The 19986-nt window shown below is 44.5% G+C and carries 20 protein-coding genes; 16 read left to right on the top strand and 4 right to left on the bottom strand.

Features of this window, described 5'->3' with window-relative positions; genetic code table 11:
* Nucleotides 1–34: 34 nt before the first annotated feature.
* The 5 genes from P364_RS0113010 to P364_RS0112990 all read left to right on the top strand — a co-directional run bounded on the left by P364_RS0113010 (nucleotide 35) and on the right by P364_RS0112990 (nucleotide 4027).
* Nucleotides 35–685, top strand: a complete 651-nt coding sequence (locus P364_RS0113010) for a hypothetical protein (protein WP_024630549.1) — start codon at nucleotides 35–37, stop codon at nucleotides 683–685.
* Nucleotides 682–1242, top strand: a complete 561-nt coding sequence (locus P364_RS0113005; protein WP_236642081.1) for a hypothetical protein — start codon at nucleotides 682–684, stop codon at nucleotides 1240–1242. The genes P364_RS0113010 and P364_RS0113005 overlap by 4 nt, the downstream gene beginning before the upstream one ends.
* A 72-nt stretch (nucleotides 1243–1314) precedes the next feature.
* On the top strand, nucleotides 1315–2067 hold the full coding sequence (locus P364_RS0113000; protein ID WP_024630547.1) for an SMI1/KNR4 family protein: 753 nt from the start codon (nucleotides 1315–1317) through the stop codon (nucleotides 2065–2067).
* A 3-nt stretch (nucleotides 2068–2070) separates the two neighbouring features.
* On the top strand, nucleotides 2071–3372 hold the full coding sequence (locus P364_RS0112995; RefSeq protein WP_024630546.1) for a hypothetical protein: 1302 nt from the start codon (nucleotides 2071–2073) through the stop codon (nucleotides 3370–3372).
* Between the two features lie 43 nt (nucleotides 3373–3415).
* Nucleotides 3416–4027, top strand: a complete 612-nt coding sequence (locus P364_RS0112990) for an SMI1/KNR4 family protein (RefSeq protein ID WP_024630545.1) — start codon at nucleotides 3416–3418, stop codon at nucleotides 4025–4027.
* A gap of 94 nt (nucleotides 4028–4121) precedes the next feature.
* Here P364_RS0112990 and P364_RS37800 read toward each other — a convergent pair whose 3' ends face one another.
* Nucleotides 4122–4424: a hypothetical protein gene (locus P364_RS37800; RefSeq protein ID WP_094937035.1), complete on the bottom strand. Its 303-nt coding sequence runs from the start codon at nucleotides 4422–4424 to the stop codon at nucleotides 4122–4124.
* A gap of 193 nt (nucleotides 4425–4617) precedes the next feature.
* On the opposite strand from P364_RS37800, the gene P364_RS0112980 reads away from it, so the two are divergent.
* On the top strand, nucleotides 4618–5325 hold the full coding sequence (locus tag P364_RS0112980) for a cupin domain-containing protein (RefSeq protein ID WP_024630543.1): 708 nt from the start codon (nucleotides 4618–4620) through the stop codon (nucleotides 5323–5325).
* A gap of 125 nt (nucleotides 5326–5450) precedes the next feature.
* Here P364_RS0112980 and P364_RS0112975 read toward each other — a convergent pair whose 3' ends face one another.
* Nucleotides 5451–6497, bottom strand: a complete 1047-nt coding sequence (locus tag P364_RS0112975; protein WP_024630542.1) for an aromatic ring-hydroxylating oxygenase subunit alpha — start codon at nucleotides 6495–6497, stop codon at nucleotides 5451–5453.
* A gap of 356 nt (nucleotides 6498–6853) precedes the next feature.
* Here P364_RS0112975 and P364_RS0112970 point away from each other — a divergent pair, with 356 nt between their 5' ends.
* Entirely contained in the window at nucleotides 6854–7306 is a 453-nt protein-coding gene (locus P364_RS0112970) for a carboxymuconolactone decarboxylase family protein (protein WP_024630541.1), read from the top strand.
* A gap of 33 nt (nucleotides 7307–7339) precedes the next feature.
* Nucleotides 7340–8266 carry a sigma-70 family RNA polymerase sigma factor gene (locus tag P364_RS0112965; protein WP_024630540.1) on the top strand — a complete coding sequence of 309 codons (927 nt, stop codon included), beginning with the start codon at nucleotides 7340–7342 and terminating at the stop codon, nucleotides 8264–8266.
* A gap of 174 nt (nucleotides 8267–8440) precedes the next feature.
* Here P364_RS0112965 and P364_RS0112960 read toward each other — a convergent pair whose 3' ends face one another.
* Nucleotides 8441–9085 (bottom strand): spore coat protein, encoded by a 645-nt coding sequence (locus tag P364_RS0112960; RefSeq protein WP_024630539.1) that lies wholly within the window; start codon nucleotides 9083–9085, stop codon nucleotides 8441–8443.
* 131 nt (nucleotides 9086–9216) lie between these two features.
* Between P364_RS0112960 and P364_RS0112955 the strand changes: the two genes are divergently transcribed.
* Together P364_RS0112955 and P364_RS0112950 are read left to right on the top strand one after the other, a co-directional pair.
* The gene (locus P364_RS0112955) at nucleotides 9217–9750 is read left to right on the top strand and encodes a hypothetical protein (RefSeq protein WP_024630538.1); all 534 of its coding nucleotides are present in this window, start codon (nucleotides 9217–9219) and stop codon (nucleotides 9748–9750) included.
* Nucleotides 9751–9784: 34 nt separating this feature from the next.
* The gene (locus P364_RS0112950; protein ID WP_024630537.1) at nucleotides 9785–10516 is read left to right on the top strand and encodes a DUF1361 domain-containing protein; all 732 of its coding nucleotides are present in this window, start codon (nucleotides 9785–9787) and stop codon (nucleotides 10514–10516) included.
* Between the two features lie 78 nt (nucleotides 10517–10594).
* On the opposite strand, the gene P364_RS0112945 is transcribed toward P364_RS0112950, so the two are convergent.
* Entirely contained in the window at nucleotides 10595–11575 is a 981-nt protein-coding gene (locus P364_RS0112945; protein ID WP_024630536.1) for a serine hydrolase domain-containing protein, read from the bottom strand.
* Nucleotides 11576–11895: 320 nt separating this feature from the next.
* On the opposite strand from P364_RS0112945, the gene P364_RS0112940 reads away from it, so the two are divergent.
* The 6 genes from P364_RS0112940 (at nucleotide 11896) to P364_RS0112915 (ending at nucleotide 19930) form a co-directional block, all read left to right on the top strand.
* Nucleotides 11896–14232: an ABC transporter permease gene (locus P364_RS0112940; RefSeq protein ID WP_024630535.1), complete on the top strand. Its 2337-nt coding sequence runs from the start codon at nucleotides 11896–11898 to the stop codon at nucleotides 14230–14232.
* An 11-nt stretch (nucleotides 14233–14243) separates the two neighbouring features.
* Nucleotides 14244–15008 carry an ABC transporter ATP-binding protein gene (locus P364_RS0112935; RefSeq protein ID WP_024630534.1) on the top strand — a complete coding sequence of 255 codons (765 nt, stop codon included), beginning with the start codon at nucleotides 14244–14246 and terminating at the stop codon, nucleotides 15006–15008.
* Between the two features lie 27 nt (nucleotides 15009–15035).
* Complete coding sequence (locus P364_RS0112930) at nucleotides 15036–16361, top strand: MFS transporter (protein ID WP_024630533.1); 1326 nt, start codon at nucleotides 15036–15038, stop codon at nucleotides 16359–16361.
* Between the two features lie 198 nt (nucleotides 16362–16559).
* Entirely contained in the window at nucleotides 16560–17633 is a 1074-nt protein-coding gene (locus P364_RS0112925) for an ankyrin repeat domain-containing protein (protein WP_024630532.1), read from the top strand.
* 410 nt (nucleotides 17634–18043) lie between these two features.
* Entirely contained in the window at nucleotides 18044–18850 is an 807-nt protein-coding gene (locus tag P364_RS0112920) for a helix-turn-helix transcriptional regulator (protein WP_024630531.1), read from the top strand.
* A gap of 126 nt (nucleotides 18851–18976) precedes the next feature.
* A complete protein-coding gene (locus tag P364_RS0112915) occupies nucleotides 18977–19930 on the top strand; it encodes an aldo/keto reductase (protein ID WP_024630530.1) in 954 nt (317 codons plus the stop codon).
* Nucleotides 19931–19986: the final 56 nt, after the last annotated feature.

Raw genomic sequence — 19986 nt, 5'->3', positions numbered from 1 at the left:
ACCGGTAAAACAGGGGTCGCTAAGGAGGATGATCATGAAATTTCGTATAAAGGTTACTATATTTGCAGTAATTATAGGCACGTTACTCATTCCGGCTTATTTCATTTTACAGACATATGGTGTGTTTCAAAAAGAGAAGGTACTCTCTGACTATGCTCTCGCTGTCGATGTGAATGGGAAATCCTATGAAGCCTGGCCGCTCATCAACAGTTTCGCTGCCATGGATAAGGAGGAAGACAACAGGCAGTTATATTATCGTGTAGATATGAATCATATCCAATACCTTTTTCACATCGCCTATCAGGAGTTTGATATTAAACCCAGTGAAGACAATCCCTATCTGGCGGGGACGATCAACTATCAATCCACGGAAAACGAATATGTAAAAACCGAAAAGCAATATACCAATGCCAAAGATTATACAACGGTGTTGAATTTTTATAATCAGGATAAAGAGGTGATTTATACTTATCCAAATACCGGAAAAGGGGATGGACAGCTGGTACAATCGATTATTCATCAGGGAATGAGTCGTTCCAGCAATGGGGGCAGTGAAGCTGCTCGTGATCCTTATATCAACGTTACGGCTTTGTTCCATGATAAGTTAGACATGGATGTGAAGCTGGATGTGGATGAAGAACATAAAGTCGTAACCATTCGAATGAATAAAGCGGGGGCGAGATGATGAATTTGTTAGGTGTACATAAAGGACCTACATATTTGGAAGGGTTGGTTCGGGGAATACCGGATGTTCAGACGCATGAAGTGGAATGGAAAGGCAAGTTGAAAGCACGGGATGGACATGACAAGTTCCATATTTTTTATTATGGTGAATTAACCGAAGATGATCTGATAACCTGGCAGGATTCGACACCACTCATCGTATATGCGGAGCACACCGTAACAGGAGAACGCTACTTACTTATCGATTCAGCCAAACACGGTTATGATGCGATGTTGTGTGAGACATATCCGGAGGAAGACCTTAACAACAGGCAGCTACGCCCCTATTTGGACGTTGAAGGAGAAGATATTTTTGAAGTACAGCTCACGGCCTTTTATAACGTGCCGTGGGATGAGGAGTTCGGGGAAGATGTGGACGAAGACGGAACCTACGAATTGATTACGGGAGAGAGTATGGATTTTGAGCAGGTGAAACGTGACGGTTATGATGCATTTGCCATTAGCATTATAAACCGCAAGGGTGTAGTGACCGAAATTGTACAGGAAGAACTGGCTTAGCCTGATTGAATTGCTGATCAATTGAATGAACTGTCGTGAATTGAACGAAACGATCGTAGGGAGATGTCGTGAATGTATATTGTATCTCATGCGTTAAAGCCCGTACCCGCTAAGGAACTGGATCATTTTGAAGAGCAGCATTCCATCTCGCTGCCTCTGTCGTATCGCCAATGGCTGGAACAATACGGGGAAGGGACATACACAGGCTGGATGAATGTACAGCGGCCGGATCAGGAGGTACTAAAACCTTTTGCTGAATATGATTTTTGGATGCACACGGAGGATACGCCAGTCACACAGGAGCAGCTTAAGGAGTGTACCAGTATCGGCAGTTCGGTGGATGGTGATTTCCTGGCAATTCATCCAGATGTGAAGGGACTGCTATGGCTCCCGCGTCATGATGAGTCTATAATCTTGTGGACGTGTTCAGAAGCTGACTTTGGAGAGACCCTCGACCGGATCTATTGCGAATATTACCATCAGGATAAACCGCTGGTCCCAGGGTATTTTGAACCTTGGAATGAGCTGCGAAACCACACGTTCTACCACTTGGTTAACGTCGAGCGCGAAGACTCCATGAAAGCACTGGCTGAGTTGTGTAAGAGCAAATTCAAGTGGGATGCAGTGCTGGAAAATGAGTACACATGTAAGCTTTTTATGGTCTCTATGGGTGGGTATTTACGCTTTAATTATGCGAATGGCAGGGAAATTGCCCTTTTCTATGAAGAGATGAACGGGACTGAAGGTGCAAAGGATCACGATCTGGATCAATTTTTGCTGGCACATCACTGTACAGTCGTCAATAGAGGTGGAGTGGAGGGATAATTATTGAGTTGGTTGAAAGAAGACATTGCAGAAACGTGGCGGAGTGAAGGCAAACGATACGCAAAGGATGTTAACGCATTTGTGCGCAGAGGCATGGCAGGAGAGCAAGTGGACGAATCGGAGCTGGAGGCGGACGCGCGAGCTCTGATTAGCACTGAAGTGTGGAATATGGTGAAGCAGGCCAATCTTCAAGGAGATTTGGAACGGCTTCGGCTTGAACTGCCTGCTGCAACGTGGCCATTGAACGAAAATTTTCAATCTTCCATGCAGGCCGTGAGGGTGGTAGGATATCTGAACGCGGAAACGATTGTATTCACAATCGGCACCTTCACGGAGAAGGGATGTGTATATACCGCTGATCAGCATGGTTGTTTGGCTTTCTCTCAGTATACCTTCGCAGGTTGTTCACCGGACAATGCAGACTACGCGTTGGCCGGATCGGAAGATATTCGTATCATCAGACAGCCTGATCACCATCTGGTAGGACAAGAGATTGCGGCATATCGCTGGGAAGATATCCAATCCAGTATTCAGGAGGCATTGCCCCGCATCGAATCCCTTGCTGACTGTGAGCATCCAGAGCGCACACTTGAAGGACTCATTCCATTTAATGATGGGAAATCCGTTCTTATCTTCTCCACTTATGGAATCTATCTGCTAGAGCAAGGCCAGGTATCCCTACTGCACCCGGATCTTGCAGAGATTGAAGAATACGAGTTGGAAGATACGCAGATCGATATGGGGCATGCGGCGGTCTCACGCGACGGTCGCTGGATTGCCTACGGCAGCCAGGTGAGTAATCATATGGTCCTGGATCGCGAACAGAATAAGACGTATTCGCTTTATCCTGAATCCAGCTATCCTCATTATGCGGTATTCACCACCGATAGCTCGAAGGTATGGTTTAATGCATGTCACTTTTATAACGGGGCTACAATACAAGTTCAGTTGGAAACGATCGATGGTAATGAGAGTAAGGAAGACTGGCCTGTAATGGATGAGAATGCCCGTGTTTACGCTGCTGTGGCCATTGATGCAGGCATGGTGCTTGGGGATGCATACGGATATTTATATTGTGTGAATAGTGACGGGCAGGAAGTGTGGAGACATTTTGTAGGCAGCACCATCTATTCCTTGGCGAGCTCTCCTGATCAGTCGAAGCTTGCAGTGGGAACGTTCGGGGGCATGCTGCATATCCTTGACCTGCACTCCCAAGAAATGGACGAATATGGGATCGGTACAGGAACTATCCGTGAGCTTGAACGTTATGTGTTGTGGCGCGGAGAAGAACCTGCACGCTGGTAAACCCCGCAATAACTTGATCTTAGATGAATAGGAGGGATGCTTCATGACACCTGAGGCTAGTGCAAAATGGAATGAAATGTTCGATGCGCTGAATGAGCTCCTGAGTGAAAAAATCCAGGATGAAGAAATACGGCAGTTATACGAGGAATACCAGCATCGGGAAGGTGCTTCTGAACAGAGTCTAAGCGCATTGGAAACGGAATATGGCGTCCGACTGCCTGAGGATTTCCGCGCCTTCTATCAGCGTAAGGACGGGAGTGGTTATGCATTTCATATTTTGTATCCGGGTGATGCGGAGATAGAGGAGTGTAATCCATTTTATCTGATGTCATTGAAGGAAATTCGGGAAACCAAACAATATTTCTGTGAAGTGGATGAGAAGTTGGACGAGTACTATTCCCCAGATGAGATCAGCAAACTGGACCCGGAGATTAAGCCCTACTTATTCCATAAAGAGTGGATTCCGTTTGCAACGATGGCGGGAGGCTCCCTTTATTTGATGCTTGATTTTGATCCAACAGAGAAAGGAACCTACGGGCAAGTCATTATGTATGTGCATGATCCGGACTTTGTTTATTATGTGTCTGAGACGTTTACAGACTTGCTGGAAGTGTCCAACCGTAACCTGAAGATTATGGATGAAATTGAGTATTGATGGCGGGGTGGGTTAAGCCTTTATCATGCGTGGGTTAAAAGTTGAATAAGGAAAGGAGCTGCTGGCAGCAGCTCCTTTCCTGCTCTTTTGATCATTAAAAAATACGATGGCCGTGAAAACCTCCGCCAGGTCCACCAGGACCCCCAGGACCCCCGTGCCCTCCACCATGTGGTCCGCCCGGATAGCCTCCTCCAGGGAATGGGCCGTGAGGACCGCCCGGGTAACCGCCATGCCATCCTGGGCCTCCGATGGGAAGGGGCAGCGGAAACGGAACGATGGGTGAATAGGGGTATGGATAAGGATATGGATAAGGGTAGGGATAGGGTGGCGGTGGATAATAAGGGTAAGGATAACCCGCAGTTGGCGGGATAGGTACTGAACCGGGTCCGTAAGCCATGATGCATGCCTCCAGTATTGAATTGATGATATCAGCCTATGCTGCGATGTAATGGAGTGACACAGAAGGATTAATAGTATGTGGTACGGGTGAAGGAGCATTAGGCATAAATGGGCTCACGCATAGAAGCCCAGAGCATAAGCTGGCGTATAGGTTATCACCTAAACCGAGAGCGAAGGGCAGGCGTTTTATTTTGGCAACCTCCTATATGGACTACACCTTACCTACCACCCAATTTACATTTGATGTGAACCAGAATCCTTTATTCAAAAAAGACGGAAATAACTATATTAACTTTCTCTCCATTCATCAATTAAACACATTGGGAAATGTATCCTTGTTGGATATTTTTCTTAGCACAGGCAATGTGGTTGAACCTCATATTCATCAAAATGCAACCGAGCTGGTGTACTGCATCAGTGGTTCAGCTGTCGTTTCGCTCATCAATCCATTTACCAATGAGTTGTTAAACTTAACGATTACCCCAGGCCAAGTAGCAAATGTTCCGCAAGGCTGGTGGCACTATGAAATTGCAACGGTAGATCAGACGCATCTGCTGGCTATTTTTGATGCCCCTGTTCCTGAAGCCATTTTTGGTTCGGACATTTTGCGTCTTACACCTGCAAGCGTCCTGGCCCATACGTACTGTCTCGATGAAAACAAGGTGAAGGACACGCTTGCTCCCATTCAAAAAACAGTAATCGTTGGGCCACCTGTGGACTGTGCAACTCAAGTATCGCCGGCCACAAACAACATGCCACATCCGAATAGTCAGCCTAACGAACTGCCTTATGTGAATCGCCTTCCGTATTGGGGAACATGGGTAGATCCCCGTATTATTCACGAACCAGGCTGTCCGTATTATACAGAACCTCCGATGAATACGAATAATCAAAGGTAAGTGACAGATATAAGTATATTATAAGTGAGGTCAATCCCAGTACATCGTCACGAACGAGAATGTAGCAATTAGACAAAAAAGATGCGTTCGCATGAACGCATCTTTTTTGTCTGTTTGTGTTCAAGTTATGATGTGTAGTTTCTTCCCAAGCCCAGCTCAGTCAATAACTGACGATATGCAATCGAGGTACGGTCTGCGGGAATATGTGCTTCTGCATGCAGATCCAGCGGCAATTCCTCCGGTTTCTGTGATTCCACCATTTCACGGTCCTCCTCGAATACCTGCAAGTTAAACTTGATTGTCTCTTCAATTGGAGCATCCTTGTCAAAGTTACGCGTAATCGGACAGAACAACCGTGTAAAGCGTGCAGAAATTGGTGAGGCACAGTTCAGAATGTTCAGTTTGTCGTTATCCGGGAAGTGAACCGTAAGGGAGGCGGAGAATGGCGGAAATACGCGGAATTCACGCAGCCATTGAAAACCTTCGGGGGCTACATTATCCTGACCTTTACCATAGTTGCTGACAGAACTCCAGTATTCGGCAAGCAGTTGATTGCCTTCACGTTTTACTTTGTATTGGGGCACTTCGGTGTTGTTCCGATCGCCAAACGTCTCCGTATGCACGTACGCAAAATGGGATACATCCAGAAATCCCTCCATCTGACGTCCTGCCGAACCTGTGATATCAAAGTTCGGAGGCAAAATGTTGATATAATCAGGATCATCCCATCCTGGGCATGAAGGAATTTGCTCGTCGTTTCCGGCGAGTGAAGTCCAGATCAGGCCATAACGTTCGACCGCAGGATATACGATAAGTTTCAGTTTGGGAGAAATTTTGGAGCTGGGGTGTGCAGGCACGGCGGTGCATTTCCCTTCACAGTTATAACGGAAACCATGATAGGGACAGACGATTTCCCCATTTTCTACCCAGCCCTTACTGAGCGGAGCACCACGGTGAAAACAAAGATCCTTGGCAACTACAACGTTGTTGTTGCTGCGATACAGAACCAATCGAACATCGAGCAATTGAGCGGCCAGTGGTTTATCTGTCACTTCGCTTGCTTGAGCAATCGGATACCAATATTGAGATAAGACATGCCAGTCTTCAGCGGAGAACGTGCAGTCGCGGGGCAGTTCGGATGTAAGTTGGGGATTGGAATTGGAAGTTATCATGGAAGTCACTCCTTGCTGGGATAATGAATCGTTCGTTATTCATGTTAGGAAAGTTTACTTTGTAGTCGTATGTTACTACTCTTTTGTTTGGAGTATCAATAGGTGTAATCGTTTTTTGTTTAAAATGACAAACAATACAGTGGACACCTAACATAAATACGGAATTATCTGCTTATACATAACGTTTGCGTAAACTATATCCATGTTCGGCAAAATTCATTCATTAAGGTTACTCATCTTAAATAGTTGAGCTTTATGCTGTTCTCAAATATGCTGAAGATTTTTTATAGAAAATGTCACAGATATGAGTCTTTATTTGTCTTAAGGTTGTAGACCAAAATACGGAGGCGAATGAGATGAATTTAAGAGTGAATTATAGAGTGGCTAATTCGGGTGCTTTCAAAGCAATGATGGCATTGGAGCAGCATGTTTCGGGTCAGTTTGAAGATAATAAAGTGTTATATGAGCTGTTGAAAATCCGTGTGTCGCAAATCAATGGCTGTGCGTTTTGTCTCGATATGCATGCCAAAGATCTGATGAAGCTGGGAGATTATGCTGATCACATTTTGCTGCTGAGCGTGTGGCGCGAGGTCCCTTTGTTTACGGAAAAAGAACGTGTTATGCTGGAGCTGGCTGAAGCCGTAACGCTTGTTTCGGAACAAGGCGTACCACTTGAATTGTTTGAAAAAGTGAAGGAACATTTCAGTGATGCTGAACTGGTGGATCTGATCATGGCGATCAACACCATTAATAGCTGGAACCGGATCGCAATTACAACAGGGATGTATCCTGGTTGCTTTAATAATTAAAGTTACGACCATCTGCCAGAGGAGGCCATTCTCATGAAATTTGATTCCCTCATCAATGAGCCAGAAGTGTCTTCTCTGGAAGTTGGTGAATTGTATATTCGTTATAAAGCCTATGCCTTTTCCATTGCTTACCGCATGCTCGGTAGTGTTGTGGAGGCTGAAGATATGGTGCAGGACTGCTTTGCGGAGCTTCAGAGCAAGTCTCTTGATAATATCCGTAATCCCAAGTCCTATATTGCTAAACTAGTCGTAAACCGTAGTTTGAATCTGCTGAGCTCTGCCCGTAATCAAAGGGAAAGTTATGTTGGAGAATGGCTCCCTGAGCCGATGAGTGACGGTGGAATAGGGAACGTTCCGGAAGCAACGATGGAGCAGAAGGAGATGATTTCCTACGCTTATCTGGTTATGCTGGAGCAACTCACCCCCATAGAGCGTGCTGTTTTTGTACTTCGTGAGGCGTTCCAGTATGAGTATGCGGAAATAGCAGATTGGCTGGGAAAATCGGAAAGCAATTGCCGTCAAATTTTTAGCCGGGCCAGACGTAAGCTTCCCGATCGTCTTTCCCCGCTGGAACATCGTTCTGCTGATTATGCTGCCAAAGAAAAATTGCTGGCTCGTTTCACAACCGCTTTTCTAAATTATGATGTTTCCGAGATGCTGGAGCTGCTGGCCGAGCAGCCTGTATTTACTGCAGATGGCGGTGGACGTGTGCATACGGTCATGAGAACGATGAAAGTTCGTAAAGGCGTACTCGCCTTGTTGACCTCTCGCCGGGTGCTTACCCGATTGCGAGAACGAGATTGGGTGCCCACATTCATCAATGGAGAGCCTCACCTTGCATTACTGGATAACGGTCAGTTGTCCGAAGTTCTGTGTCTCAAGCTGGACTCTCTAGGAGAGCGGATTGAGGGATTCTATCTCGTTGTGAATCCGGACAAACTTACATCGGTATCGACATAAAATACATTCTTGGAATGGAGCAAGAAGCGCTGAATGCATGCTAAAGCGGCACATCCTTTAGAAAGGAGTGCTGCTTTTTTCACTTCTGGATCGAAGCCGTAGCAGCACAAAGAACAGCATCTTACAACCTTGGGGGTTGAAGTTGCTGTTCTTTGTTGTTCGACTTATTTTAAATTAATGAAGAGGTGGCTTGTTGTTATTTGGCATTTGAGGTGCACCGGTTGCTGGGACATATGCTTGAAGCATCTGTGTCGTATCATTTGCATTCAGTTGAGGCACTTGATAATAAGCATGTTGATTTTGATACATGAAAATTTCGTAAGCCATCTCGATAAATTGTTGTACCTGAGAAGCGATAACTCGGCGTACGGTCCCATTCGTAATTTCAGGAGCAGACATGGCCAGCAGAGAGGCATGTGACTTGATCAATCCCAGCATATGACCACTGATGCCTGCATCTTTGACGTCGGCGAGTGATTGATTCGGCTTTTTCGGTGCAGATGGCTTGAGGCCATATACGGGCGGAACGATGTTTGGAATCATGTAGGTTGCCGTCTCCTCATGCGGTTTCTGTCCAGTTGAGAAACATTCTGCCGTCAGATTGTACTGGGACAGCATGAAATTGTACTGACGATCAAGAAGTTGAAGCAGTTCAGTGTCCTGTACAAACGTTCTGAAAATCATGTATTGATCCAGCACGTTGATGGCCCCTGACAGAATTTCGTGCATATCGAACATTTCATGTCCGCCATGGTTCATTTGAGGTGTGAAGCCTGGATTTGCGTTGTTTGCAGGTTGCATTCGGTTTGAAGGCTGCATTGAATTTGAATTCATGGTAAATTTGATTCTCCTTTGGGAAGTGGTATGATCCTAGTATGGTCTTCAACAGTAAATTTATGTAATGGGTTTTGGTTATAAGCAAAAATAGAGACAGGTACGGTGGTGGTTGGATGGAAACGGACTGGAATGTTCCAAAAGCGTTATTCGTTAAGCATTATGGGAGCGCTGTACAGATGCATCGGAGTGGTGTTTATGCACAATATAAACAATGGGATGTGCCTCAAGAGCTGGAGCAGACATGGATGGAAGAAAGAATAGGTCAGTTAACCTCTGCATTATCTATCATGAACTGGGACGCGGTTGATGAGCTTACGTCGATTGCCAGATATCATGCTAATCCGCTGATTATCACTGCAATCACAGCATTTGCTTCAAGACAACTGACGAGTGCGGACAGTATGGTTCGTCTGGTGTATGCGGAACGTTTGATTGAGTTAATCAAGCGATATGAATCGATTATTCCGGTGGATGAGCTGCGTGAAGCCTATCAATTGACGATGAACTTGTTGGAGGATGTAGTAACCAAACCGTTGGTGCTTGATCCAGGGCATGAACTACAGCAATATGGTTTAAAGGATAAGCGTGGGTTGAATTTGCGTGTGGAAAAGAACAGGGAAGAGATCATCCGATATTTTCGGAACTGAATGTATTTCATTGAATCAAGTGAGGTAAATATCATTGAGAAAACTGAATTATATCAAAATATTGATTTTCCTTAGTATGGTCACGGTGGTGACCCTCGGTTTGTATTATGCAGCTGCGGATTGGTTGGATCAGCGCTATTTTCGCTTCCTGATCTGGAATCTGTTTTTGGGCTGGATTCCTTTTGTATTCTCCTATGTGGCTTATGGCTTCGGCCATGCCAAATGGAAAGGGGCGACATGGTTTGCCGTTGCAAGCGGACTGCTCTGGCTATTGTTCTTCCCGAACTCATCCTACATTGTAACGGATCTCGTTCACCTGACGGCACGCAGTTCCCGCTATTATGGCGGAGGGAATGGATTGGACTACAAGTACTGGTATGACTTAATTGTGCTCTTGATGTTCGTTTGGACGGGCTTGTTGCTCGGATTCCTGTCGATGTATCAGCTTCAGGAAGTGATTCATCACAAAATGGGACGATGGGTTTCGTGGATTTTTGTGCTGGTAGGGTGTGCTCTGGGTAGTTATGGTGTCCTGCTGGGACGTGTGTATCGACTGAACAGCTGGGATGCGTTAACTAATCGTGAAACGCTGGTCGAAATTATGCATGAGAGTGTAAGTCGTCCGTCACTCGCATTCTGTATGTTCTTTGGCACGTTTATTCTAACGATCTATGCAACGCTATACTATCTAATCAATACGAAATCTCCATATGCCGGGAAGACAGAGCTTGGAAGTTCAGAGGCGGATCTGAAAGGTTTGCGATAAACAATAACCCTCAACTCATCGGGAAAACTCCCTAACGGTTGGGGGTTATTTATGCGCATTAAGCGAAAATGAAGATTGTTACAGGCATTTTAACAGTTCAGGAGCAATTCTTTTGGGGAACACATCCAGTGGAGGTTTTTCCTTCTTTCGTTTGTCATTGGTTAGCACTGCAACGAGTTCCAGAGCCGGGACGATATATATAAATTGACCTCCAAATCCACGGGCGTAGTAATAGTGGAGTATGGGAGTGTCCTTTTCCGTAATCCCAGCATCAGCCTCAGAAGTTTCGCTGGTATAGGCATCCACCCACCAGTGCCAACCATAACTACCATGATTGGGTGGAGTAACCGTAATGGCAGGCTTTGTAGAGCGGCTAACAAGATCGTTCGATATCAGCGACTGGCCGTTCCACATGCCTTGCTGCATAAACAGCTGACCGAATTTTAACAAATCCCTCGGCAGCATCTTTAATCCAAACCCACCAGTATGTACACCCTGTGGGTCACTTTCCCATTCATACTCTTGAATCCCCAACGGGCCAAATAGATAACGTTCCGCGAACTCGGCTACGGAAATTCCTGTACTCTGCATGAGGATGGCAGACAAGATCTGTGATACCCCGGAATTGTATTCCATATATGTACCTGGCACATGACTTAAGCGTTGCTCCAATGCAAAATTCACCCAGTGATCCGTACGTGTCATGCGCGGAAATGAATTCTGTCCACCAAACTCGTCCCAGTTGAATCCAGCTGTCATGGTCAATAACTGCTCTAACGTAATTTCCGGTTTGCGTGGGTCAGGATCTGACCCCAGCTGTGGGAAAAAGGTGGAGATTGGATTAGACGCTTCGGGCAGCCAGCCGTGATCCATTGCAATACAAATGAGCGCGGACAGCACACTTTTGGTACAGGAATTCACTTTGGCAATTTGAGTTGCTGCTTCTTGATTACGGTAGTGCTCGTATATGATTTCGCCACGTACGCTGACAAGACAACTGCGCAGATCCAGCGGCGGGATGGTTTGCTGTAACATGGATGGTATGGATGAAGGGTTCATAGTGTCCTTTCTTAATTGGGACATATCCCACAAATTGAGTGTCGTTAGAAAAAGGTTTGAGCCATTATTTTATCACACGATTTAATAAGTTCTCAATTTATAACCTCAGACTCCGGCATTAGTTAAAACTGGACCGCAGACTGATTCAGATATTCGTGTTTATTGATACACTCGGTGCAGTAGATAAATGGGGGTATTTTACAGCAAAAAGGGATATTAACTTTGGTACAGAAGGTTCGGCATACCGATAAAAGAAATTACATATAGTGTACCTGATTAATCCAAAGTAGTGTTCCATGCAAAGGAGCTAATGGTTGTTCATGCTATTACGTATGTTAAGAAATGAGCTTAAGAGGAAAAAAGGAATCAACATTGCTTTATTTGTTTTTATTTTGCTGGCAGCTTTGCTTATGTCTTCAGGTACACGCATGATTATGGAGCTAACAAGTTCAATCCACTATTTATTTACGGAATCCGAGACCCCTCATGTTGTGCAAATGCACGCAGGTGAACTGGATGAAACGAAGGTGAATGAGTGGGCACAGGCCAATGAAATGGTAGAGAAACACCAGATCGTAGAAATGATTAACATAGACGGTTCTCATTTATTTTTTGGAGCGGAAGCTGAGAAAAACAGCATTATGGATATTGATTTTGTTGTACAAAATCAGAATTTTGATTTTCTGCTGAATTTGGATAGTGAGATTGTGCAGGTGAATGATGGAGAAATTGCCGTTCCTGTTTATTACTTGCAGCAGAAGAAGTTGAAAATTGGTGACAGTATTAACATCAAAGACAATTCTTTCATCAGAACCTACAAGATCGTGGATTTTGTACGTGATGCTCAAATGAATCCATCCATTATTCACTCCAAACGTTTTGTCATAAGTCAGGGTGAATTTCAGTCCTTAAAACAAAATACGGGCGAGACGGAGTATCTGATTGAATTCCGACTTAAAGATCCTCAGATGATCAGTGACTTTACTCAAGCCTATCAAAATACGAATTTGCCGAATGCAGGTCCTGTGGTTAACTACAGTCTGTTCCAATTGTTGAATGCGTTGACCGACGGGGTTGTGGCAGCTGTAGTCATACTTGTCAGTTTGATCTTGATTGTAATCGCTGTACTATGTATCCGTTTCACCATGCTCGCCACTATTGAAGAGGATTACCGAGAGATTAGCGTCATGAAAGCTATTGGCATATCCGAGCGTGATATTAAGAAACTCTATTTGAGCAAATATGTTGTTATGGCAGGTTTGGGCTCTATTACAGGCTATTTCACCTCTCTATTGGTGAACCGTTTGCTCATGTCCAATATGATGCTGTACATAGGAACAGCCCCCAAAACATGGTTGCACTACGTCATCACATTATTTGCAGCTGTCATCATTTTCGCCATCGTTGTATTTTTCTGCAACCGTGTGCTTCGACGTTTCAATCATATTTCAGCTGTTGAAGCATTGCGTTCGGGCAGTCTCGGCGAAACCAGAATAAGTCCAAACAGGCTCAGCCTATCCAAAAATCGATGGTTATCGGTTCCGGTTTTCCTGGGTATAAAAGACATCATTCAGCGGTTGAACATGTTCCGTTTGCTATTGTTTGTTTTTATTATAAGTTCATTTATTATGATCGTACCTGTTAATTTCCTCAATACGTTACAAGCCCCTAGCTTTATCTCTTACATGGGTGTTGGTCAAAGCGATATGCGTATTGATCTGAGGCACTCCGAGGATATCGAACAGCGTTACTCCGAATTAATTAATTATATTCAAAAGGATACAAACGTACTTAAATACTCAGCATTTGTCACAAGCCAATTTAAAGTGTTGAACAGTGAAGGTGGCTATGATCATTTAAGCGTGGAGACAGGAGATTTCAATGTGTTTCCTTTATCTTACGTGAAGGGTGTGGCCCCAAAAAATGAATATGAAATTGCTTTGTCTGATGCGAACAGTAATGAAATGAAAAAGAAGACGGGAGACTCCTTAATACTGTTAGTAAATGGAAAGAAAAAAACAATGACCGTCAGTGGTGTATATCAGGATGTGACCAATGGCGGAAAAACTGCAAAAGCACGCTTGCCTTATAACCAAGATCGTGTACTCTGGTATGTCTTGAGTCTGGATTTGAAAGATGATGGAAGTAAAATTTCGAATAAAATTGCGGAGTATGCACAGACATTTGCACCGGCAAAGGTGACAGATTTACAAGGCTATTTATATCAAACGCTTGGAGGGACAATCCATCAGCTGAAACTGGTTACGGTGTTGGCGCTAGTTGTAGCAGTATTGGTCACGATCCTGATTACATCGTTATTCCTGAAGATGCTTGTTGCAAAGGATAACGGTGATATTGCGATTTTAAAAAGTTTGGGATTTTCTATTTCCTCAATCCAATTCAAATATGTAGCGATGTCCCTTATTGTTTTGGGTGTTGGGGTTCTTATAGGAACTATACTATCGAATACGGCAGGTCAATTAATGATTAGTCTAATAATGGCTTATTTTGGAGCATCCCATATTGTGTTTGTCATTGACCCACTGAAGTCATATGTACTTTGTCCGCTGCTGCTGGCAGCTACGATTATCTGTACAGCTATAATCAGTATTCAATCCATTAAAGAATCCAGCATTTCCAAAATGATTGCCGAATAGGGAGGGTGACCTTGACTACGATATTGGAAGCCAAAAACGTGAATAAATCGTACAGTACTGGTGAGCGTGAGAAGCATCCTATTTTGAAAGATATTACTTTTCAATTGAAGAAGGGCGAATTTGTTTCCATTATGGGTCCGTCGGGCTCGGGAAAATCAACTTTGCTTTACAACGTCAGCGGCATGGATCAGGTTAGCAGCGGGAGTGTTTATTTTGCTGGCAAAGAGATTTCTGCTTTTTCAGAGAAAGAATTGGCGCAACTTCGCTTGAACAAGATGGGATTTATATTTCAGAACATCCATCTGTTAAAAAGCCTGAATCTACTCGACAACATCATTCTGTCTGCCTATCTGGCGAAAAAAAGCAGCAGGGATTCCATTCATACACGAGCTCTCAATCTGATGAAAAAAATGGGCATCGAGGAACTCGCCAATCACAATATTACTCAGGCATCGGGTGGACAATTACAACGAATTGGTATATGCAGGGCGCTGATCAATCAGCCGGATATTCTGTTTGCAGACGAACCCACGGGGGCATTAAATTCACGTTCAACCAACGAAATCATGGATATTCTTGGAGACATTAATGCATCTGGAACAACCCTTTTGATCGTCACCCATGATGTTAAGGTTGCAGCACGATCTGAACGGGTTTTATTCATGATGGACGGCAAACTGGTGGCAGATCGTAACCTTGGCAAGTATAACAAGCAGCATAATCTTAAAACGAGAGAAAATATGTTAGGCAAATGGCTTACGGATCAAGGGTTCTAACACGGTTAATTGGAGAGGGGTTATCCAATGAAACAGATGGGACACAGGTCATTTGGTACATTTTTGACAGTATGGTTCGGACAGCTCATATCTACGATGGGTATCGGAATGACGGCATTCTCTCTTGGTGTGTATGCATTTGAGAAAACCCATACGGCGACAGCTGTCGCATTGATTACACTGTTTACCTTTCTGCCTAATATCTTGTTGCGTCCCATAGGTGGAGTCCTTGCAGATCGTTTTGACCGGCGCACGATGATGGTCTTAGGTGATCTTGGTTCTGCGGCTGGTTTAGTTTTTATCTTGACCATGATCCTGACGGGGAAGATTGAACTGTGGCATATCTATGCTGGTGTTGCTTTTAGTTCCGTGTTCTCGGCCGTTCAAAGTCCAGCCTACAAGGCTTCAGCCACCGATTTGCTCAATAAAGATCAATATTCAAAGGGCAGCGGCCTGGTGCAGCTTGCCGAATCATCCAAGTTTCTATTTTCGCCCATTATAGCCGGCATTCTGCTCAGTATAACAACGATTGAAGTCATTCTGGTCATTAATATATTGACGTATCTGGTTGCGATCCTGGCAGTGCTTGTTATACGGAAAAGTCTTAAAGCGGAGCGAACCGATGATGAGAGGAAACCTTGGCTGACTGAGCTTCACGAAGGCTGGATTGAAGTAACGACGAATAAAGGCGTGCTTCTGCTTGTTATCATTATTTCGATTATCACGTTCTATCTGGGATTCCTAGAAACGCTCATAGGTCCAATGATCCTATCCTTCTCTGAATCAAGAACGCTTGGAACATTTCAATCGGTGAGCGCAATTGGCATGTTGATCAGCAGTCTGTGCATTGGCATGTTCACCCTAAGTAAAAAATATTCAAAAATACTTGTTTGGGGTCTGATCATGTCCGGATTGTCCTTCTCCCTTTTGGGATTTACAACAAATATATATTTCATTATCTTTGCAGGCTTCCTGTTTCTGTCCTCCCTGCCCTTTGTCAACATGAGTGCAGATGTATTGGTGCGTAATAACATATCCAACGAGAAGCAAGGCAGGGTGTGGGGCATCATCGGCATTTTATCGCAATTGGGCTTTATCGTTTCATACAGTATCGCAGGATTTTTGGCAGACCATGTCTTTAACCCATTGTTGGAGGAAGGTGGAGCGCTGGCCTTGACCGTAGGATCATTCATCGGCGTTGGTCCGGGAAGGGGCATTGCGTTCTTGTTTATTATTGCAGGCGTGTTTGTTATCGTTATTGCAGCCATCACTTCCCAGCTTAAATCCATTAAGGGGCTGGAGAAGGGCATTGATATTGTGCCAACAGACCCAACAGGATTAGCACATAAATGAGTGAGTTGATGTGATGGAGTTTAAAAGTAGATGACAACCCCGGAACTTTATGTTTCGGGGTTGGTTTGAGCTTTAGGACAAGAACCTGATATTGGTAGAGGCTTTGTACAGATGAAAAGGTTAGCAGGTATACTATGATTAATGAGCATTACAGGACTTATAGTCGTGTAGATATTTAACCAGAGGGAGGTTACACCTTTGTTCAAAATCGGAAATCAAGGAACGTTTGAAACGTTGCCTGATCAAGCCATGGCGATTTATAAGGGAGACGTTACTGGTGTAGAAGAATTCATTAAACAGGGTATGGAGCTTGAAAAAGTGATTACGCTCAGCAAATACATAGCTTTAACACCACTAGATATTGCCCTAATCACCAATCAGCAGGCAGTGGTTAAGCTTTTGGTGGAGCGCGGAGTGAACCTGAATGTGAAGGACAACCCGGCAATCCTCAAGGCGGCCAGATACTGCGGGGAAGATACGGTTCGATATTTGCAGAAGCATGGAGCCAAATTGATTGGACTTAATCATGTGAAGTCGAGTGCGTACGACGAGGCATATTACGGTAACAAAAAGAACATCCCAGTATTGAAGGACCTCGGACTGGATATTCGAAAATATGGTGGAAAAACGTTACGAAAAGCCGTTTCGAATCACGATATGAAGATGGTCCAGTATTTGCTGGACGAGGGCGTGGATATCAATTACAACGAGTCCGATATGGTGTATCCATACAAGGCGACACCCCTTACAGTAGCCGCTCGTAACAACAATATGATGATGGTTCGTTATTTGGTAGAGCATGGAGCGGATGTAACCATTCAAGAGAAGGATGGGGAACGAGCATACACGATTGCCATCAGTCAGAAAAATGAAGAAATGGCAGAGTATTTGAAATCTCATGAGCCGCAAGACTTTCACAATCTGAGCAACAAATTGCATGCGCTCAAATCGTACAAGCTGCCTAAGGAACTTATCCAATTTCTGACCGAAGGGCCAGGTCGTATTGACCTGCCTGACAATGAATCAGGTATTCAATATGTGGAGTTCTTTAATCTGGTGGATACTGTAGAGATGAAGATGGGGAGACAGAAGTTGCTGCGTTTATCTGCTGATTTGCATGAGTACTCGCATAAGGTGATCGTTTGGAATCCAAGTAAAAAAATAATTGGATACGTGGATGTGGAACATCAGGAGAATGGTAATATATGTACGTTCCCTGAGTTTTTAGCTGACCCAGGTAAACAAATCACAGAATTCTTCGATCAAATGTAGCTAAGTACGAACAATGTAACTATCAGATAAGCTCTCGCATATATTAGGGGCGACTTCTCGCTAGTGGTTGGATCAGAGCATGGAGCGAGCGCTAACGAATCGGAGACGTCTTATTCAAGGATTTGAAGTGACTGTAGAAATCTAAGGAACTTGAGACACGCTATATCGGAATAAACAGTCGTTTACAGCGTTTTTGTCAGGAATTTCAGGAAATAACGTGTCTTAGGTTCCTTACATTTTAGAAAGAGCATCTGAAGGCGAAATAAGACGTCCTGAGTTCCTTAGATAATGGTCTACTAATCGCCAGCCCTTATCAGCCGGCTTGACTTCAAGGCTTTTTAGAGGTTAACCATTTTGGATAGAGCCGTAATTGAATCCATAGAAATCTAAATATCTAAGGGAGGTTATTTATGACTACAGGTATTAGCCGAAGTAAAACACTGGGTGAATTTTTGAAATCTCGGAGGAGCCGGATTCAGCCTGATCAAGCCGGAATCAGCGGATCGTATGGACAGCGCAGAACGCTGGGATTAAGACGTGAAGAAGTTGCTGTACTAGCAGGTGTCAGTGCAACTTACTACACTTGGCTTGAGCAGGGGAGAGAGGTTAACGCGTCTCGCGAGGTGATGGAAAGCATAGCGGGAGCACTCCAGTTAAGCGAGGAGGAGAAGGACCACCTATTTCGCTTATGGGACCCTAATGCAGAGCATGAATTTCCTGCCTCCTATTCACATCTCGAAGAGGGATGGCAGAGCATCATTAGTCAACTTGCATACCCTTCTTTTATTACGAATGAAAGGTCTGAAGTACTTGCATGGAATGAGGCAGCGAATGAAAAACTGTTCGCCTTTTCCTCGATGAACGTGAACGACCGTGTCATGATGCGAATGTTATTTCTGGATGCAACGCTTCGAGAACGTATGCATAATTGGGATGAATTTGCACGGCATTCGGTAGCGGTGTTTCGTACGTATTATGACAAGTATCCGGGTGAACCTGAGTTTTCCAAAATAATTCAACAGTTGAACGAGGACAGCACGGATTTTCATAACATTTGGAGCCTGCACCAAATAAAACAGAAAAAAGTTAACCGGATCTATCTCGAAACTACGGATCGGGCGGATGGTATTGCCTATGCCTACGATATCTTTTCCATGAGTAATCTGAACGAACAGTCAGGCATTCATTGTTGTGTGTACATACCCGTTGTGGAGTAACGTAACGATCAGAGTGGTAATTCTAGTACTAGCATAAACAGACTGTGGTTGGGCCTCCGTTCTTGAAATAGAATGAGTACAAGTTCAATATCTTTCTATTTAATAACGAAAAGAGGGAACCGCATGATTAAGACAAGAACGTTGGGAAGCGATCATTTGCAAGTATCCGGGCTTGGGCTGGGTGTAATGATGATGCCAGACAACCAAGATTCGGTGCATACAATTCATGGTGCGTTAGATGCAGGCGTAACGATGTTCGATACAGCCGATTTGTACGGTGAATATGAAAAGCAGCAGTTTGGAGGTAACGAGAAATTGCTTGGGCGTGCGCTTAAAGGGCGAAGAGCCGATGCTATTGTAGCGACCAAGTTTGGTATAACACATACCCAGGGTCCCAAGGGAGATCCGGCGTATATTAAAAAATCAGTGGATGCCAGTCTGTACAACCTAGGTATGGATTATATCGATCTCTATTATCAGCATCGTCCTGATCCCAATACTCCAATTGAGGAAACGGTGGGAACACTTGCAGATCTGGTACAGCAGGGGAAGATCCGATATATAGGTCTGTCTGAAGCGCCTGCAGAGACGATTCGTCGTGCGAATTCCGTTCATCCAATTACAGCGCTCCAAACGGAGTATTCATTGTGGAGTCGTGAGCTCGAAGATGAGATTTTGCCATTGCTCGGCGAGTTGAACATTGGGCTTGTCCCTTACAGTCCTTTAGGGCGTGGCTTCCTAACAGGCCAGATCCAAACGATAGACGACCTGCCGGAGGACGATTATCGTCGTCATTATCCACGTTTCCAGGGTGAGAATTTTCAGAAAAATCTGGAGGTGGTGCGCCTGATCCAGGAGCTGGCTATGCAAAAAGGGTGCACTGCCTCTCAGCTTGCACTCGCCTGGTTACTTGAAAAAGGAGAACATATCGTTCCGATTCCTGGTACTCGTAGTTTGGAGAGAGTTCACGAGAATCTTGGTGCTCTGCAGGTTTCTCTCACCATTGATGAATTGGCAGAGATTGAACGGATATCTCCGAAAGGATTTGCCGCGGGAGGAAGATACCCGGGAATTGCTTAAGATATAGCAAACTATAGATTAAGCACTTAACGCCCCAGACCTGTTTTCAACAGGAA

Origin of the sequence: Paenibacillus sp. MAEPY2 (genome assembly GCF_000499205.1) — a bacterium.
In the GTDB taxonomy this organism is placed as follows: domain Bacteria; phylum Bacillota; class Bacilli; order Paenibacillales; family Paenibacillaceae; genus Paenibacillus; species Paenibacillus vandeheii.
The sequence above is the reverse complement of the archived record's forward strand: the minus strand, read 5'-3'. Positions and strand labels throughout refer to the sequence as shown.

Bases quoted from the DNA above. Each gene is read 5' to 3' on its own strand.
- P364_RS0113010 (WP_024630549.1), top strand. From the start codon at position 35: ATGAAATTTCGTATAAAGGTTACTATATTTGCAGTAATTATAGGCACG.
- P364_RS0113005 (WP_236642081.1), top strand. From the start codon at position 682: ATGATGAATTTGTTAGGTGTACATAAAGGACCTACATATTTGGAAGGG.
- P364_RS0113000 (WP_024630547.1), top strand. From the start codon at position 1,315: ATGTATATTGTATCTCATGCGTTAAAGCCCGTACCCGCTAAGGAACTG.
- P364_RS0112990 (WP_024630545.1), top strand. From the start codon at position 3,416: ATGACACCTGAGGCTAGTGCAAAATGGAATGAAATGTTCGATGCGCTG.
- P364_RS37800 (WP_094937035.1), bottom strand. From the start codon at position 4,424: ATGGCTTACGGACCCGGTTCAGTACCTATCCCGCCAACTGCGGGTTAT.
- P364_RS0112975 (WP_024630542.1), bottom strand. From the start codon at position 6,497: ATGATAACTTCCAATTCCAATCCCCAACTTACATCCGAACTGCCCCGC.
- P364_RS0112970 (WP_024630541.1), top strand. From the start codon at position 6,854: ATGAATTTAAGAGTGAATTATAGAGTGGCTAATTCGGGTGCTTTCAAA.
- P364_RS0112965 (WP_024630540.1), top strand. From the start codon at position 7,340: ATGAAATTTGATTCCCTCATCAATGAGCCAGAAGTGTCTTCTCTGGAA.
- P364_RS0112960 (WP_024630539.1), bottom strand. From the start codon at position 9,085: ATGCAGCCTTCAAACCGAATGCAACCTGCAAACAACGCAAATCCAGGC.
- P364_RS0112955 (WP_024630538.1), top strand. From the start codon at position 9,217: ATGGAAACGGACTGGAATGTTCCAAAAGCGTTATTCGTTAAGCATTAT.
- P364_RS0112945 (WP_024630536.1), bottom strand. From the start codon at position 11,575: ATGAACCCTTCATCCATACCATCCATGTTACAGCAAACCATCCCGCCG.
- P364_RS0112940 (WP_024630535.1), top strand. From the start codon at position 11,896: ATGCTATTACGTATGTTAAGAAATGAGCTTAAGAGGAAAAAAGGAATC.
- P364_RS0112930 (WP_024630533.1), top strand. From the start codon at position 15,036: ATGAAACAGATGGGACACAGGTCATTTGGTACATTTTTGACAGTATGG.
- P364_RS0112920 (WP_024630531.1), top strand. From the start codon at position 18,044: ATGACTACAGGTATTAGCCGAAGTAAAACACTGGGTGAATTTTTGAAA.